Source organism: Bacillus oleivorans (assembly GCF_900207585.1).
Taxonomy (GTDB): Bacteria; Bacillota; Bacilli; order Bacillales; family JC228; genus Bacillus_BF; species Bacillus_BF oleivorans.
Genome location: NZ_OAOP01000007.1, coordinates 207,734 through 224,233 on the forward strand (window position 1 = coordinate 207,734; position 16,500 = coordinate 224,233).

A 16,500-nucleotide genomic window follows, 5' to 3' on the forward strand; every position below is an offset into this window, starting at 1 on the left:
GTGAAGTATTATGACTAAATTGCGTGTTTATGAATACGCTAAAAAACATAAGCTTTCAAGTAAGGCAGTAATTGAAAAACTAAAAGAGATAAATATTGAGGTATCTAACCATATGTCAACAATAGATGAAGCAGCCATTCAAAAGTTAGAGGCCGCCTTAAAGCCGGGTGGAGAAACGAAGAACCAAAAACAGGATGCACCAAAGCAAAAGCAAGAGTCAAAACCAGTAAAAGAAGAGCAAAAGATAGAGCCAGCTCCAGCTTCTAAAAAAGGAGTTATTGTGGACGAAGACGACGATTTAACTCCACGTAAAGTAAAGGTTAAAACCGTTCCAAAACCTCGTGAAGGGAAGAAACACGAGAATGAAAATCAAAAGAAAGAATCTAAAGTTTTAACAAAAGGGAAACCAAACAATAAAAAACAAGGAAATGGCAAGAATTCCGGAAAAGGCGAAAACCATTTCCGTGAGCAGCAAGTACAGCAGCCTGTTAAGAAAAAAGAAAAAGAGCTTCCAAGCAAAATTACGTTCAAAGAGTCGTTAACGGTCGCAGAGCTTGCGAAAAAGCTGCATCGTGAACCTTCTGAAATTATTAAGAAATTATTCATGCTTGGTGTAATGGCTACAATTAATCAATCACTTGACAAAGATGCGATTGAATTGATTGCAGCTGAATACAATGTCGAGGTAATAGAAGAATTTGATATTGATATTACCGATTTAACGGTTTATATGACAGAAGACCGAAAAGAAGAATTACAGGAACGCCCTGCAGTTGTTACGATTATGGGTCACGTTGACCATGGGAAAACAACCCTGCTTGACTCGATTCGTCACACAAAAGTGACAGAAGGGGAAGCCGGCGGGATTACCCAGCATATTGGTGCGTATCAGATTGAATTAAATGGCAAAAAGATTACTTTCTTAGATACACCAGGACATGCTGCTTTTACAACGATGCGTGCACGTGGTGCCCAAGTTACCGATATCACCATTATTGTGGTTGCTGCTGATGATGGTGTGATGCCGCAAACTGTTGAAGCAATTAATCACGCAAAAGCAGCAAAGGTTCCAATCATCGTAGCTGTAAACAAAATGGATAAGCCTGCCGCCAATCCAGATCGCGTTATGCAAGAACTGACGGAGCATGGACTCATTCCAGAGGATTGGGGCGGAGATACGATCTTTGTCCAATTGTCAGCTCTCTCAGGTGATGGAATTGATAACCTTCTTGAAATGATCGTTATTGTGAGTGAAATGGAAGAGCTAAAAGCGAATCCGAACCGAAATGCATACGGTACTGTCATTGAAGCACAACTTGATAAAGGAAGAGGATCTGTCGCGACATTACTTGTTCAAAACGGTACACTTCATGTCGGAGATCCAATCGTAGTAGGAAATACGTTTGGACGTGTTCGTGCGATGGTCAATGATCTCGGCCGCAGAGTAAAAGAAGCAGGTCCGTCAACTCCAGTTGAGATTACAGGGTTAAATGATGTTCCTCAAGCCGGTGACCGTTTTGTCGTATTTGATGATGAAAAAACAGCCCGTCAGGTTGGGGAAGCAAGAGCTCAGGCAGCCATTCAGGCACAGCGCAGTGAAAAATCAAAAGTCACCCTTGAAAATCTATTCGAACAAATGAAACAAGGGGAAGTAAAAGACCTTAATGTTGTCATTAAGGCGGATGTTCAAGGTTCGGCAGAAGCATTAGCAGCCTCTCTTCAAAAAATTGATGTAGAAGGCGTTAATGTAAAAATTGTTCACTCCGGTGTGGGTGCAATTAATGAATCGGATATTATCCTAGCGTCTGCTTCTAATGCCATTGTGGTTGGTTTCAATGTTCGTCCAGATGTTAATGCAAAACGTGCTGCTGAAGCAGAAAACGTTGAAATTCGTCTGCACCGCATTATTTATAAAGTCATTGATGAAATTGAAGCAGCGATGAAAGGTATGCTTGACCCTGAATTCGAGGAAAAAGTAATCGGTCAGGCAGAAGTTCGGACTACCTTCAAAGTATCCAAAATTGGTACGATTGCAGGGAGCTATGTAACAGACGGCAAGATAACGAGAGATTCTGGCGTTCGTTTGATTCGTAACGGAGTTGTCATCTTTGAAGGAGAAATTGATGCATTAAAGCGTTTCAAAGATGATGTGAAAGAAGTTTCTCAAGGTTATGAATGTGGAATAACAATTCGCAACTTTAACGATATTAAAGAAGGCGATGTTATCGAAGCATATATCATGGAAGAAGTGGAAAGAGCTTGATCGTAAGTGCTTCTATTGAATGTTTGATTTATGACGCCCGCTCCCTTAAAGAGAAGCGGGCGGTTTTACAAAGAATCATGAACAGACTTGCGCAAACGTTTAATATTGCTGTGGCGGAAGTTGACCATCAGGATGTGTGGCAGCGGACCACGATCGCAATAGTAACGGTGAATTCGTCGAATGTAACGGCCGAAAAAGAATCCAAAGAGCCTTACAATTTATTGACTCTTTTCCCGAAATCGAACGGACTGTTACTCATATAGAACGGTTATAACCTCGAGGTGATTAGGATGAGTTTTAGAGCCAATAGAGTCGCAGAACAAATGAAGAAAGAGCTGGGGGATATCATTGGTCGGAAAATAAAAGACCCGCGTATTGGATTTGTTACAGTTACAGATGTACGGGTAACTGGTGACCTTCAGCAGGCAAAAGTATATATTTCAATTCTGGGTGACGAAGAAAAGAAACAAGAATCGTTAAAAGCTCTGGCGAAAGCGAAAGGGTTCATTCGCACCGAAATAGGGCAAAGAATTCGTCTTCGTAAAACCCCTGAACTTCTATTTGAAGTAGATGAAGCAATGGAGTATGGCAATCGAATTGAGAATCTGCTTCATGAAATAAAAAAAGAAGATGAGAATTAGAAGGAAGACAATTAGGATTGGCATGACCCCAATCCTTTTTGTACTTTATATGTATAAAATTTTAGCAATGTAGTATATTCGGCGCAGTTAAAATTTTTAGGAATAAAGTACGACGGGCAAAAGACTAGTCAAGCTATACATCATGACGTGGCGTTTCGAGCGTGATAAGTGCAACTAGGCAATCGCCTGCGCCTAAAGGCTTGGAGCTAGCCAAGTTTTCTTTATATGTAAAGGTTTAAAGGAGCTGAGACGAACTTGGACGGAGTGTTACCTCTTTATAAACCGAAAGGCGTAACCTCACACGATTGTGTGAATCGATTACGAAAGATTTTTCAGACTAAAAAAGTGGGACATACAGGCACATTAGACCCAGATGTAACCGGCGTTTTGCCGATATGTATCGGGGGCGCCACCCGAATCAGCGAATACCTGTTAAACAGTCCCAAAGGATACGAGGGCGAGGTGACCCTTGGCATGGCAACAACAACGGAAGATGCATCTGGTGAGGTGGTCCAGGAAACAAACATATCCTCCATAACCAGGGAAGAGATTGAAAAAGCAATGAACCAATTAACAGGCACCTTCATCCAAGTGCCCCCAATGTATTCAGCTGTGAAAGTAAACGGAAAAAAATTGTATGAGTATGCGCGGGAAGGCAAAGAAGTGGAACGCCCCAAACGGGAAATTACCGTCTTTAAGTGGACGCTCGAGAGTGATCAAGAGGTATTTGAGGGTCCCTATCCCAGCTTTCGTTTTTCAGTACAATGCAGTAAAGGAACCTATGTCCGAACTTTAGCGGTTATGATCGGTGAGGTATTAGGCGTTCCAGCGTTTATGTCTGATTTAAAACGGACGAAATCATCTATTTTTACACTGGCCGATTGTAAAACCTTTGAGGAATTAGAAGCGGCCAAAGAAAGAAATGAGCTGGCTGCCCTTCTAGTTCCGATTTCTGTAGCCCTATCTGATTTGCCCAAATTTGTAATCCATGATACATTAGCAAGTAAAGTGCAAAACGGAATGGTCTTAGAAAAAGAGCTGCTTTCCTTTTACAAAGGAGAAGAATCCTTTTTGTTCGTAGATGAATCTGGTAAGGCCCTAGCCATTTATCGTGTACATCCCAATAAATCAAATTTACTGAAACCTGAAAAGGTATTTCATTTTTAGAGATATAAAGGAGTAGGAGACATTGGAAGTCATTGCTTTAAATTATCCCCATTCTATGAAAAAACAAGATTTTCCGAAGCTGGCTCTAGCTCTTGGCTATTTTGATGGGGTACATCTAGGTCATCAAAAGGTGATTCAAACAGCTGTTGAGTATGCGAAAGAACATGATATAAAAAGTGCGGTCATGACATTTAACCCGCATCCAATCGTTGTTTTAAAAAAATCAAGCCATATTGATACAATCACACCCTTGGATCAAAAAATAGAACTGATTCGCTCATTAGGCGTGGATTATATATTCGTTGTAAGCTTTACGGAGGAGTTTGCCCAACTCGAACCTCAAGATTTTGTCGATCAATATCTGATTGGGTTAAATGTACAGCACGTAGTAGCCGGATTTGATTATACATACGGCCGGTTCGGAAAAGGAACAATGGACACATTATCCGCCCATTCACGAGGTCAATTTACACAAACAACAGTAGAAAAGTTAGAAAAAAAAGGCGTCAAAGTAAGCTCTTCAGCGATACGAAGCTTCTTATTAAATGGTGAGTTAGAGAGGGTCAAAGAGTTTTTAGGCCGTTATTATTCAGTGCAGGGAACAGTTGTCCACGGAAAGAAGCGGGGAAGACTGCTGGGATTCCCGACGGCGAATATCCTGCTCGACCATGAAACTCTTAAACCTCCTGTCGGGGTATATGCGGTAAAGGTTTTACTTCATAATAAATGGCACGTGGGAGCCTGTAATTTTGGCTATAATATCACGTTCGAAGATGGGCCATTAGAGCCGCAGGCAGAGGTCTATATCTTAGATTTTTCAGGTGATATCTATGGTGAAACCCTTGTGGTTGAATGGCATAAACGCCTTCGGGACGAACTAAAGTTTTCCAATATAGATGACCTGATTGCTCAAATTAAACAGGATGCGGACGATGCAAGGGCCTACTTTGAAAAATAGTTTTACTTTTTATGCCTCAAAAAGGTTACTTATTCGCAACGTTTAAAGTTAACCATAGACTTGATTTTTTATCGAGATAATAGTATGCTATGAAACGTAAGTCTTTAAGAACCGTTGCTTGGCAATTCGACTCACCAACGATTGCTCGGTAATTGGGGATTTTGATTAATAGGAGGTGAAAAGGATGGCAATCACTCAAGAACGCAAACGCGAATTGATTGAAGAGTACAAAACTCACGAAAATGACACTGGTTCTCCAGAAGTTCAAATCGCTGTCCTAACGGAAGAGATTAACAACTTGAACGAACATTTACGTACGCATAAAAAAGATCACCATTCACGTCGTGGTCTTATGAAGATGGTTGGTAGACGTCGTAATCTATTAACTTACCTTCGCAACAAAGATGTTCAGCGTTACCGTGAGCTTATTAATAAGCTTGGTTTACGTAGATAATTAGATATGCGGAAGCGTACCATTTGCAACGTATGGACATTACTTTCGCCGTAGAGAGATAAAGGAAACACGGCGACCGCAAGGGAGTCGATGTTGACTTATCGACCGGAGGTGAGGGAAGTCCACTAGTTGCTGGGTGCTGGAGTTAGACAGTAGCGAAAGCGGGATTATTCCCGCTTTTTCTTATACAAATAAGAAAAGCGAAAGCGCCCGTTCAGCGACGGACGGACTGGACTGAACCTCGAGTGGGATAAAGGAAAACACGACGACCGGCAGGGGGTTGATGTTGACTTATCAATCAGAGGTGACTGGAAATCTAAAAGCGAACAGGCCAGACAACGCTTGCGCTTCCGACTAAGTAGCGCTCTTTGCTTCTGTAGGAGGAGGTGAAGCGCTCGAGGGACGCACGCGTGGAGCTGGATAAGTCCGATAGGCGCTGAGTGCTGGAGCTAGACAGTAATCATAGTTCAGAATTTATTATGCTTATAATAAATAGCACAACCGGATTACATAATTCTTGTTTTATTTTACATATTCATTTTAAGGTTATAATCGAAAGTGTATACTTATAATAATAGCAAACTTAAGGGTTTAGAAAGAACTAAACCTCTATAGTGAAAGCAAGAGAGGGGTTTATTTACGAATGGAACAAGAGAAACAAGTCTTTTCCATAGATTGGGCAGGTCGTAAATTGTCTGTTGAAATCGGACAGTTGGCGAAGCAAGCCAATGGCGCAGTTCTTGTCCGATATGGAGAAACAGGAGTTTTAAGTACAGCAACTGCTTCAAAAGAACCAAAAAACCTGGATTTCTTTCCGCTTACAGTAAACTACGAAGAAAGATTATATGCAGTCGGAAAAATTCCAGGGGGATTTATTAAACGCGAAGGCCGTCCCAGTGAGAAAGCAATCTTAGCGAGCCGCTTAATCGACAGGCCGATTCGCCCTTTATTTGCAGATGGGTTCCGAAATGAAGTCCAGCTTGTCAGTATTGTAATGAGTGTAGACCAGGATTGTTCGTCCGAAATGGCGGCTATGTTTGGATCTTCCCTGGCATTAATGATCTCCGATATCCCGTTTGAAGGTCCGATAGCAGGTGTAGTTGTCGGCCGGGTAGATGGTGAATTTATTATCAACCCTACAGTTGAACAAATGGATAAAAGCGATATCAACTTAACGGTAGCAGGCACGAAAGACGCGATTAACATGGTTGAAGCTGGGGCGAATGAAGTACCAGAAGAAGTCATGTTAGAAGCAATCATGTTTGGTCATGAAGAAATCAAGCGTCTTATCGCATTCCAAGAAGAGATTCAAGCCAAAGTCGGAAAAGAAAAAATGGAAGTGACGCTATATAAAGTAGATGAAGAGCTAGAGAAAAAAGTACGTTCTATGTGCGAATCCGAAATGGTACAAGCCGTCCAGGTCGTAGAAAAGCATGCACGTGAAGATGCGATTCAAGCGGTTAAAAATCGTGTAGTCGAACAATTTGAGGCAGAAGAAGCAGAAGATGATACCATGAAGCAGGTTAAAGAAATCCTGCAAAAAATCGTAAAATCTGAAGTGCGCCGTCTCATTACTGAAGAAAAGGTTCGACCTGACGGAAGAAAGCTAGATGAAATTCGCCCGCTGTCATCTGAAGTTGGTTTGCTTCCTAGAACACACGGTTCAGGATTATTTACAAGAGGACAAACCCAAGCTTTAAGTATCTGTACTTTAGGAGCCTTAGGCGATGTACAAGTACTGGACGGGCTTGGGATTGAAGAGTCCAAACGTTTTATGCATCACTACAATTTCCCACACTTTTCAGTAGGGGAAACTGGTCCGATTCGCGGACCAGGGCGAAGAGAAATTGGACATGGTGCACTGGGTGAAAGAGCGCTAGAGCCTGTTGTCCCATCTGAAAAGGATTTTCCATATACGATTCGTCTTGTATCTGAAGTACTAGAGTCAAACGGATCTACATCTCAAGCTTCGATTTGTGCCAGTACATTAGCGATGATGGATGCTGGTGTCCCAATTAAAGCACCTGTAGCTGGTATTGCCATGGGACTCGTTAAATCTGGAGAGCATTATTCCATTTTAACTGATATTCAGGGAATGGAAGATCATCTGGGTGATATGGACTTTAAGGTAGCAGGAACCGAAAAAGGGGTCACTGCACTGCAAATGGATATTAAAATCGAAGGTTTATCTCGTGAAATTTTAGAAGAAGCCCTTCAGCAAGCTAAGACCGGGCGGATGCATATATTGAAGTCGATGCTGGCAACACTATCAGCACCAAGAGGTCAATTGTCTCCGTACGCACCGAAAATTTTGCAAATGACGATAAATCCTGATAAAATCCGTGATGTAATTGGGCCAAGCGGTAAACAAATTAACAAGATTATCGAAGAAACAGGCGTAAAAATTGATATCGAACAAGATGGTACGATCTTCATTTCATCTACAAATGAAGAAATGAACCAAAAAGCGAAGAAAATCATTGAAGATATCGTGAGAGAGGTAGAGGTCGGACAGCTTTATCTCGGAAAGGTAAAACGAATCGAGAAGTTCGGTGCCTTTGTTGAAATCTTCAATGGCAAAGACGGTTTGGTTCACATTTCTGAATTGGCTGAGGAAAGAGTTAAATCAGTTGAAGATGTTGTGAAGATTGGTGATGAAATCTTAGTAAAGGTTACGGAAATCGATAAACAAGGCAGAGTCAATCTATCTAGAAAAGCCGTGCTTCGTGACCAAAAGGCACAAGCTGAACAACAATCATAAGTTTAAGGTCAGGGCATGAACCCTGATCTTTTTTACACTTTAAGAAGAACAATAAAGTGATAAATGAATAAAGTACATAGAGTGATTTAGGGTTAGTCGCAAGTAAGAGACAAGTTATGATCGATTGTTCTACCTTGTCCCTCCGATTCATACTTTAATGATAAGGGGGAAGGTATGAATGAAACGATATGTAAAATGGCTCTTATGTGTAGCAATCGCGACTTTAATAATTCAAAATCCATGGACATCTCAATATGTAAGCAGCTTAAAGCAAGCTTCTGTACCCGTGGCGAAAAACATGGAATTATATAATCAAATTCAAGATTATGCCCAATCCGTTTATATACCGCCAAAAGATGCGAAAATCGATCGGGTATGGAAAAAAACCCCGGGTCTCAATGGCTTAAAAGTCGATATCGATGCTTCCTATCAGAATATGAAAAAAGAGGGAAAATTCATTGAAAATCTGTTAGTTTATCAGCAAGTCCCGCCAAACACGCATCTTCGTGAACTTCCGGCGGAACCGATCTATAAGGGTCATCCGGATAAGCCAATGGTCGCATTTCTCGTCAATGTCGCTTGGGGAGAAGAATACTTATTAGATATTTTAGCAACATTAAAAAAGCATAATGTAAAAGCAACCTTTTTCTTAGAGGGCAGATGGGTGCAAAAAAATCCAGACCTTGCTAAAATGATAGCCGAAGGTCATCATGATATTGGGAACCATTCTTATAGCCATCCTGATTTAAAAACACTTCCAACCGGCAAGACATATGATGAACTAAAAAAAACAAATGAAATTATCGAGGCAACAACGGGCATTAAGCCTGTATGGTTTGCTCCTCCATCAGGTGCCTTTCGCAACGAAACGGTTGAAATTGCCCGTCAGCTTAATATGGAGACCGTCATGTGGAGTGTCGATTCGATCGACTGGCAAAAGCCAACCAAACAGGTATGGCTCGGACGTGTTTTGCCTAAGCTTCATAACGGAGCAATGATTCTGATGCATCCGACCGAATCAACAAGAGATTCCATTGAAACATTAATAATAGAAGCCAAAAAGAGAGGGTATCAAATCGGTACCGTATCGAAACTGCTAAGCGAAGAGCGGATTCTATCAACGAAAGAGGAGCAGCGGCTTTCTGATCACAAATAAGATACATATTTACAGCTAGAGGAGGACTTTTATTGCTGACTAAACACATTTGTCAAAATGGAGTAAGAATTGTACTAGAAAATATTCCAACGGTTCGCAGTGTAGCGATTGGCGTTTGGATCGGAACAGGTTCCAGAAATGAATCAGCTGAAAACAACGGAATTTCTCACTTTTTAGAGCACATGTTTTTTAAAGGTACAAAAACAAGAAATGCACGAGAAATTGCTGAAAGCTTTGATTCAATCGGCGGACAGGTTAACGCTTTCACGTCCAAAGAGTATACCTGTTATTACGCAAAAGTACTAGACACACACGCCTCCTTTGCGTTGGATGTGTTAGCTGATATGTTTTTTAACTCTACCTTCGAAGAGGGCGAGCTTCAAAAGGAGAAAAATGTCGTATATGAAGAAATTAAAATGTATGAAGATACGCCAGATGATATTGTCCATGACCTTTTAAGCCAGGCAATTTACGGGAAACACCCTCTAGGGTTTCCGATTCTCGGATCAGAAGATACATTAAAGACGTTCAATGGCGATACTTTGCGAACCTATATGCAAGAAAGATATACCCCTGAGAATGTGGTGATTTCAATTGCTGGTAATATTCCGGATAGCTTTATTAAAGAAGTAGAGAAATATTTTGGTGAGTATCAATCTACCCATGTTAACAATGAGAAGGAGAAGGAGCCTTTCTTCCATCAGCAATTTTTCACAAGAAAAAAAGAAGTAGAACAGGCACATCTTTGCTTAGGATTTAACGGTTATCCGGTTGGTCATGAAAAAGTATACAGCCTCATAGTCTTGAATAATATTTTGGGCGGAAGCATGAGCAGCCGCCTATTCCAGGAAGTAAGGGAACAAAGAGGCTTAGCGTATTCGGTCTACTCCTATCACACCTCTTATAAAGACAGCGGCTCTGTCACGATTTATGGCGGTACAGGAGCCAAACAATTAGACTTACTGTATGAAACGATTGATCAAACACTAAAACAATTAAAACAACAAGGCGTAACTGAAAAAGAATTAAATAACAGTAAAGAACAGCTCAAAGGCAATTTAATGCTCAGTTTAGAAAGCACGAATAGCCGCATGAGCCGTAATGGAAAGAATGAATTACTATTAAAACGCCATCGTTCCCTAGATGAAATAACAGAAGAAATTGATTCGGTTACATTAAAAGATGTTGCAAAAGTTGCCAATGAAATTTTCCAGGAAGGTCAGCTGTCCGTTTCTCTGATCAGCCCAGAAGGCAGACTTCCTGAGGCTTTAAAGGAAAAAGTAGAAATATGATGTAAAAGGAATGTGCCTGTTCTCACATAAAGCGTGAGGGTGGGCACTTTTTTGTGGATAGATTGATTGTTTGGGACTTTTTCAATTTATAGTGCACATAAAACTTGATTAAATTTTCAAAGTTTCATTCTAAAAATTCGCCCATTACTATACATATGAATAAAGGACAAACTGCAGAAGGGAGCTTGAATGATGAGATTAAGTGAACTGAGTGGGAAAGAAATTGTTGACGTCAAGAAAGCAGAGAGATTAGGAGTCCTTGGTCAAACGGATTTAGAAATTAATGAAAAAGGCCAAATTTTAGCATTGCTGATCCCAACTGGCAAATGGTTTGGATTCAAGCGCCAGGGAGGCGAAATCCGCGTTCCTTGGAAGCATATAAAGAAGATTGGCAGTGACATGATTATTATTGATATTCCGGATGAAACGGAAGAAGCATACGAAGAAACTGTTTAACGTAACCGCTGCGTAGCGGTTTTTTATTTTGATAAAAGTTCATTAAACCCGGTCATTACATATACCTTAGTAGGCGCTCAAAAATTAAAAAATCCAATTACCGCTCAATAACTTAGGTTCCCACCCACTCAAAAGCAAACCCATTCAGTACCTCAACCTACACTCAAAACCCTCAATCCCCAATCAAAAACCCAAACCCGCGCTCATTAACCCTTCCCCCAACCTCCTTCACAAATCTTCTCGATTCTTTCTCACCTAATAAGTTATTAGCTCATAAACTGATGAAGGAGTATGGTTTTTTAAATTCAATCAGAAAGATCGGAAACCAAGAGAAGGTGATAGTGACATGCTAACAGGAATGCACGTAGCTGTCATAGGCGGCGATGCCAGACAGCTTGAAATCATTAAGATGCTGATTGAGCAGGATGCGAAAATTACACTGATTGGTTTTGAACAATTAGATCATGCGTTTACTGGTGCTGCAAAAGAAAAAGTTACAGATGCCGATTTTAGTGATATGGATGCAATTATACTGCCTGTAGCAGGGACCAATAATGAAGGCCAGGTAGATACGATTTTTTCAAATGAAAAGGTAGTACTTACAGAGGAATTATTAAAACAAACACCTGAACATTGCACGATTTATTCTGGGATTAGTAATCCGTATTTAGACAAAATGACTGCAGGTGCAAAACGAAATCTGGTTAAATTGTTTTCGCGGGATGATGTGGCGATTTATAATTCGATTCCAACTGTAGAAGGAACGATTATGATGGCGATCCAGCACACTGATTTTACCATCCATGGATCCAATGTCATTATATTGGGTCTAGGGAGGGTTGGGATGAGTGTTGCGAGAGCATTTGCAAGCTTAGGCGCCAAAGTAAAAGTAGGAGCGCGCAAGTCAGAACATATTGCCCGAATTACTGAGATGGGTCTGACACCTTTTCACTTAGATGATTTCGATTCAGTCGTTAAAGATGTAGATATTTGTATCAATACCATTCCAGCATTAATTGTTAAAGCATCGATTATATCCAAGATGCCTTCACACACACTGATTATCGATATTGCTTCAAAGCCAGGCGGAACTGACTTCAGATACGCAGAAAAACGCGGGATTAAAGCTCTTTTAGCACCAAGCTTACCAGGAATTGTCGCCCCAAAGACAGCGGGTCAAATATTAGCTGGAGTCCTTTCTCAGCTTTTAGAACAGGATTTAAAAAATAGAAAGGGGTAAATCTTTTTATGAGTTTAAAAGGGAAAAGAATTGGATTCGGAATTACAGGATCACATTGTACGTATGAAGAAGTTTTTCCTGAAATAGAAGGATTGGTGAATGAGGGAGCTGAAGTGGTTCCGGTTGTGTCCTTTACGGTTAAAAGCACCAATACACGATTCGGCGAAGGTGCCGAGTGGATTCGGAAGATTGAAGAGGTAACAGGCAGAGAAGTGATTGATTCGATTGTTAAGGCTGAGCCGCTTGGTCCGAAAGAACCGCTCGATTGTATGGTGATTGCCCCGTTAACAGGAAACTCAATGAGTAAATTCGCCAATGCTTTGACCGATTCCCCGCCGCTAATGGCTGCGAAAGCGACTCTGCGTAACTACCGGCCTGTTGTATTAGGAATTTCTACAAATGATGCATTGGGATTAAATGGTGTGAATCTGATGAGACTGATGGCAGCGAAGGATATTTATTTTATTCCATTCGGCCAAGATGATCCATTTAAAAAGCCAAAGTCAATGGTGGCAGATATGACATTATTAAAAGACACCGTCTTAGCTGCGCTGGAAGGTAAACAATTTCAGCCTGTTTTAAGAGAAAGATATAAAAATCCGAGATTATAAAAAAAAGCCCCTTTTATTTCTTAAAAAATGGTGATATAGTATTTAAATTCAATCGATTGTATCAGTCGCAGAATATGATAAAATAAGGATAAACACAAAAATGGAAAGGGAGTCACCTATGGAGAGAAATACTGGATACCATGTTGCAGTAGTAGGTGCAACTGGTGCAGTTGGGGAACAAATGCTAAAGACTTTAGATGCTCTAGAATTTCCTATCAGTCAATTAACCTTACTTTCTTCTGCCCGCTCTGCCGGCAAGAAGATTAGTTTTAAGGATGAAGAATATACAGTTCAAGAAGCAAAACCAGAAAGCTTTGAAGGTGTAGATATTGCCTTGTTTAGTGCAGGCGGCAGTGTCTCAAAACTATTAGCGCCTGAAGCAGTGAAGCGCGGGGCTGTAGTGGTTGATAACACGAGTGCATTCAGAATGGATCCGAATGTGCCGCTTGTAGTTCCTGAAGTAAATGAAAATGACTTACATGATCACAATGGGATTATTGCCAATCCTAACTGTTCTACGATTCAAATGGTGGTTGCGCTTGAACCAATCCGTCAAGCTTTTGGCCTGAAAAAAGTAGTCGTATCCACGTACCAGGCGGTCTCTGGTGCCGGTCACCTGGCAATCGACGAATTGAAGAGTCAGGCTGAAGCGATGTTAAAAGGAGAAACGGTTGAACCAAAATTTCTCCCGGTAAAAGCGGATAAAAAACATTATCCGATCGCTTTCAATGCGATTCCGCAAATTGATGTGTTCCAGGAAAATGGCTTTACTTATGAAGAAATGAAAATGATTAATGAAACGAAAAAAATTATGCATATGCCAGAATTAAAGGTAGCCGCTACATGTGTAAGGCTGCCAGTTGTTGCTGGACACTCAGAATCTGTTTATATCGAAGTGGAAAAAGAGGGAGTCTCAACAGACGAAGTAAGAACATTGCTCAGTCAAGCAGATGGTGTGACATTAGAGGATAATCCTGAAGAACAAATCTACCCTATGCCTTTGTTAGCCGAAGGAAAACCGGATGTGTTTGTCGGAAGAATTAGAAAAGATTTGGATGAAGACCGTGGTTTCCATTTATGGGTTGTCTCAGATAACCTTCTTAAAGGAGCGGCTTGGAATTCAGTTCAAATTGCCTGGTCTCTAGTGAAACAGGATTTATTAACAAGAAAGAACTGACAATAATTTAGATCAAAGCATAAAATAAGGTCTGCCGAAATAAATTGTTCACAACATAATTGGGGTGGAAGTATGAAAATCGTCGTACAAAAATTTGGTGGTACTTCGGTTAGAAATGAAGAAGGGCGTTCGTTTGCGATCTCCCATATTAAACAGGCGCTAAAAGACGGCTATAAGGTAGTCGCTGTCGTTTCGGCGATGGGAAGACAGGGAGATCCGTATTCGACTGATTCTTTATTATCGTTAATTAATGGCGCCGGGACTCATGTGAGTAAAAGGGAACAAGATTTGCTTTTATCTTGCGGAGAGACAATCTCGAGTATAGTTTTTTCAAACGAATGTCAAAAAAGCGGGTTAAAGGCAATCAGTTTAACAGGTGCACAGGCTGGCTTTAGAACGAACCAGGAGCACACAGCCGCACGTATTATTGAAATGAGATGCGATCGCTTAATTACGGAATTAGAAAAATATGATGTTGTCATTGTGGCCGGCTTCCAGGGAGCAACCAAGAGCGGTGAAATTACAACAATTGGCCGCGGCGGCAGCGATACATCTGCTGCAGCATTAGGGGCCGCTATAAATGCTGAATGGATTGATATTTTTACAGATGTGGAAGGGGTCATGACAGCCGATCCAAGAATCGCTGAAAAAGCGAGACCTTTAACAGTTGTCACCTACAATGAAATTTGCAATATGGCTTATCAGGGTGCGAAAGTGATCCACCCAAGAGCCGTAGAAATTGCGATGCAGGCAAAAATTCCTATTCGGATCCGGTCTACTTATTCGCAAGGGCCGGGAACGCTTGTCACAACCATAAACCGCGGAAATCGCGGCAGTGACGTGAGAGAGAAGCCCGTTACCGGTATAGCCCATCTGGCTCCGGTTACACAAATCAAGGTTAGAGCGAAAAAGGCTGAATATGATTTACAAGCTAAAGTCTTCAAAGCAATGGCGATGGAGCAGATTAGCGTTGACTTAATCAATATTTCTCCAAATGGGGTTGTCTATACGGTATTAGACAGTGTAACCGACAAGGCGCTCAATACCTTAAGATCTATCGGTCTTGATCCGCAATATGAAACAGGTTGTGCTAAAGTCTCTGTTGTCGGAGCAGGAATGACAGGTGTGCCGGGAGTTACCGCTAAAATTGTTTCAGCGCTTACGGATAAAGGGATTAGAATTCTCCAATCAGCTGACAGTCATACGACAATATGGGTTCTTGTAAAAGAGAGCGATCTAAAGACAGCTGTCAACGCCTTACATGACGCATTTGAACTTGAAAAAGATACAGCTGACATTCGGGCATTGCATTTTCTACAAAAACCATAAAGAGGAAGTGATTGGATGGCTTTATTTGGTAGGGTTTCGACTGCAATGGTAACGCCATTAGATAAAAGAGGTAATATAGACTTTGGGAAAACAACTCAATTAATTGAATATTTAATTGTAAATGGAACGGATTCTTTAGTAGTCGCGGGAACGACTGGAGAATCTGCTACTTTAACGACAGAAGAAAAGGTTGCTCTTTTTCGTCATGTCGTTAAAGTAGTCAACAAACGAATTCCTGTCATTGCAGGAACAGGATCTAATAACACCTATGCATCCCTTGAGCTAACGAAAAGGGCAGAAGCTGAAGGTGCAGATGGATGCTTATTAGTTGTTCCTTACTACAATAAACCAAATCAGCAAGGAATCTATCAGCATTATAAAACGATTGCAGAAGGAACCTCCTTGCCAGTCATGCTCTATAATGTTCCTGGCCGGACAGTAGCTAATATGGCTCCAGATACAGTCATCAGATTGGCTGAGATCCCAAATGTGGTTGCCCTGAAAGAGGCAAGCGGGAACTTAGATGCTATGACAGAAGTGATCGCGAATACACCTGATGATTTCGATGTATATAGTGGTGACGATGGATTAACAATCCCAGCACTTTCAATTGGTGGAGCTGGTGTTGTCTCAGTTGCATCTCATGTAATTGGTAAGGAAATGCAACAGATGATTGAGCTTTTTGTATCAGGGAATACACAAGCGGCTGCCAAACTCCATCAAAAGCTGTTGCCTTTCATGAAAGAAATCTTTAAAGCTCCAAGTCCGGTTCCGATTAAAACGGCTTTACAAATAAAGGGATTAGATGTTGGGTCGGTTCGATTACCTTTAGTCCCTTTAGTAGAGGACGAAAGGGTTTCTTTAATGAAGGTCATGCAGGCACTCTAAAACCGCCATATTTGATCTGAACCCAAAAAGTTAGACACAGAAATTTAGGCAGCTACTTGGGCATGATTTCGGTATTGAACCGGACTCATGCCTTTTAATTTTGCCTT

General features: G+C 41.1%; 14 protein-coding genes and 1 pseudogene. All 15 read left to right on the top strand.

The annotated features are described in order from the left end of the window. The first annotated feature begins 10 nt into the window (after nt 1-10). The 15 genes and pseudogenes from infB to dapA all read left to right on the top strand — a co-directional run bounded on the left by infB (nt 11) and on the right by dapA (nt 16,393). Entirely contained in the window at nt 11-2,263 is a 2,253-nt protein-coding gene (gene infB / locus CRO56_RS15980) for a translation initiation factor IF-2 (protein WP_097159630.1), read from the top strand. Continuing rightward, nucleotides 2,260-2,537, top strand: a pseudogene (locus CRO56_RS15985) (DUF503 domain-containing protein). The gene infB and the pseudogene CRO56_RS15985 overlap by 4 nt, the downstream one beginning before the upstream one ends. A 16-nt stretch (nt 2,538-2,553) precedes the next feature. Beyond that, complete coding sequence (gene rbfA, locus CRO56_RS15990; protein ID WP_097159631.1) at nt 2,554-2,904, top strand: 30S ribosome-binding factor RbfA; 351 nt, start codon at nt 2,554-2,556, stop codon at nt 2,902-2,904. 255 nt (nt 2,905-3,159) lie between these two features. Further along, nucleotides 3,160-4,071 carry a tRNA pseudouridine(55) synthase TruB gene (gene truB, locus CRO56_RS15995; RefSeq protein WP_097159632.1) on the top strand — a complete coding sequence of 304 codons (912 nt, stop codon included), beginning with the start codon at nt 3,160-3,162 and terminating at the stop codon, nt 4,069-4,071. Nucleotides 4,072-4,093: 22 nt separating this feature from the next. After that, nucleotides 4,094-5,029 (top strand): bifunctional riboflavin kinase/FAD synthetase, encoded by a 936-nt coding sequence (locus CRO56_RS16000; RefSeq protein ID WP_097159633.1) that lies wholly within the window; start codon nt 4,094-4,096, stop codon nt 5,027-5,029. Nucleotides 5,030-5,213: 184 nt separating this feature from the next. After that, entirely contained in the window at nt 5,214-5,483 is a 270-nt protein-coding gene (gene rpsO, locus CRO56_RS16005) for a 30S ribosomal protein S15 (protein WP_097159634.1), read from the top strand. A 643-nt stretch (nt 5,484-6,126) separates the two neighbouring features. After that, on the top strand, nt 6,127-8,244 hold the full coding sequence (gene pnp, locus CRO56_RS16010) for a polyribonucleotide nucleotidyltransferase (protein ID WP_097159635.1): 2,118 nt from the start codon (nt 6,127-6,129) through the stop codon (nt 8,242-8,244). Between the two features lie 178 nt (nt 8,245-8,422). Further along, nucleotides 8,423-9,400: a polysaccharide deacetylase family protein gene (locus CRO56_RS16015; protein ID WP_097159636.1), complete on the top strand. Its 978-nt coding sequence runs from the start codon at nt 8,423-8,425 to the stop codon at nt 9,398-9,400. 32 nt (nt 9,401-9,432) lie between these two features. Next, a complete protein-coding gene (locus tag CRO56_RS16020) occupies nt 9,433-10,692 on the top strand; it encodes a M16 family metallopeptidase (RefSeq protein ID WP_097159637.1) in 1,260 nt (419 codons plus the stop codon). 192 nt (nt 10,693-10,884) lie between these two features. Further along, the gene (locus tag CRO56_RS16025) at nt 10,885-11,148 is read left to right on the top strand and encodes a YlmC/YmxH family sporulation protein (protein ID WP_097159649.1); all 264 of its coding nucleotides are present in this window, start codon (nt 10,885-10,887) and stop codon (nt 11,146-11,148) included. Between the two features lie 346 nt (nt 11,149-11,494). Continuing rightward, entirely contained in the window at nt 11,495-12,388 is an 894-nt protein-coding gene (dpaA, locus tag CRO56_RS16030; protein ID WP_097159638.1) for a dipicolinic acid synthetase subunit A, read from the top strand. Nucleotides 12,389-12,396: 8 nt separating this feature from the next. Continuing rightward, nucleotides 12,397-12,999: a dipicolinate synthase subunit B gene (gene dpaB, locus CRO56_RS16035; protein ID WP_097159639.1), complete on the top strand. Its 603-nt coding sequence runs from the start codon at nt 12,397-12,399 to the stop codon at nt 12,997-12,999. Between the two features lie 118 nt (nt 13,000-13,117). After that, the gene (gene asd, locus CRO56_RS16040) at nt 13,118-14,176 is read left to right on the top strand and encodes an aspartate-semialdehyde dehydrogenase (RefSeq protein ID WP_097159640.1); all 1,059 of its coding nucleotides are present in this window, start codon (nt 13,118-13,120) and stop codon (nt 14,174-14,176) included. Nucleotides 14,177-14,248: 72 nt separating this feature from the next. Next, a complete protein-coding gene (gene dapG, locus CRO56_RS16045) occupies nt 14,249-15,505 on the top strand; it encodes an aspartate kinase (RefSeq protein ID WP_097159641.1) in 1,257 nt (418 codons plus the stop codon). Between the two features lie 15 nt (nt 15,506-15,520). Continuing rightward, nucleotides 15,521-16,393: a 4-hydroxy-tetrahydrodipicolinate synthase gene (dapA, locus tag CRO56_RS16050; protein ID WP_097159642.1), complete on the top strand. Its 873-nt coding sequence runs from the start codon at nt 15,521-15,523 to the stop codon at nt 16,391-16,393. Nucleotides 16,394-16,500 lie beyond the last annotated feature (107 nt).

What these genes read in the sequence shown, in the direction of transcription:
- rpsO (WP_097159634.1), top strand. Translation starts at nt 5,214, where the DNA reads ATGGCAATCACTCAAGAACGCAAACGCGAATTGATTGAAGAGTACAAA.
- rbfA (WP_097159631.1), top strand. Translation starts at nt 2,554, where the DNA reads ATGAGTTTTAGAGCCAATAGAGTCGCAGAACAAATGAAGAAAGAGCTG.
- CRO56_RS16015 (WP_097159636.1), top strand. Translation starts at nt 8,423, where the DNA reads ATGAAACGATATGTAAAATGGCTCTTATGTGTAGCAATCGCGACTTTA.
- dapA (WP_097159642.1), top strand. Translation starts at nt 15,521, where the DNA reads ATGGCTTTATTTGGTAGGGTTTCGACTGCAATGGTAACGCCATTAGAT.
- pnp (WP_097159635.1), top strand. Translation starts at nt 6,127, where the DNA reads ATGGAACAAGAGAAACAAGTCTTTTCCATAGATTGGGCAGGTCGTAAA.
- infB (WP_097159630.1), top strand. Translation starts at nt 11, where the DNA reads ATGACTAAATTGCGTGTTTATGAATACGCTAAAAAACATAAGCTTTCA.
- dapG (WP_097159641.1), top strand. Translation starts at nt 14,249, where the DNA reads ATGAAAATCGTCGTACAAAAATTTGGTGGTACTTCGGTTAGAAATGAA.
- dpaB (WP_097159639.1), top strand. Translation starts at nt 12,397, where the DNA reads ATGAGTTTAAAAGGGAAAAGAATTGGATTCGGAATTACAGGATCACAT.
- CRO56_RS16025 (WP_097159649.1), top strand. Translation starts at nt 10,885, where the DNA reads ATGAGATTAAGTGAACTGAGTGGGAAAGAAATTGTTGACGTCAAGAAA.
- asd (WP_097159640.1), top strand. Translation starts at nt 13,118, where the DNA reads ATGGAGAGAAATACTGGATACCATGTTGCAGTAGTAGGTGCAACTGGT.
- dpaA (WP_097159638.1), top strand. Translation starts at nt 11,495, where the DNA reads ATGCTAACAGGAATGCACGTAGCTGTCATAGGCGGCGATGCCAGACAG.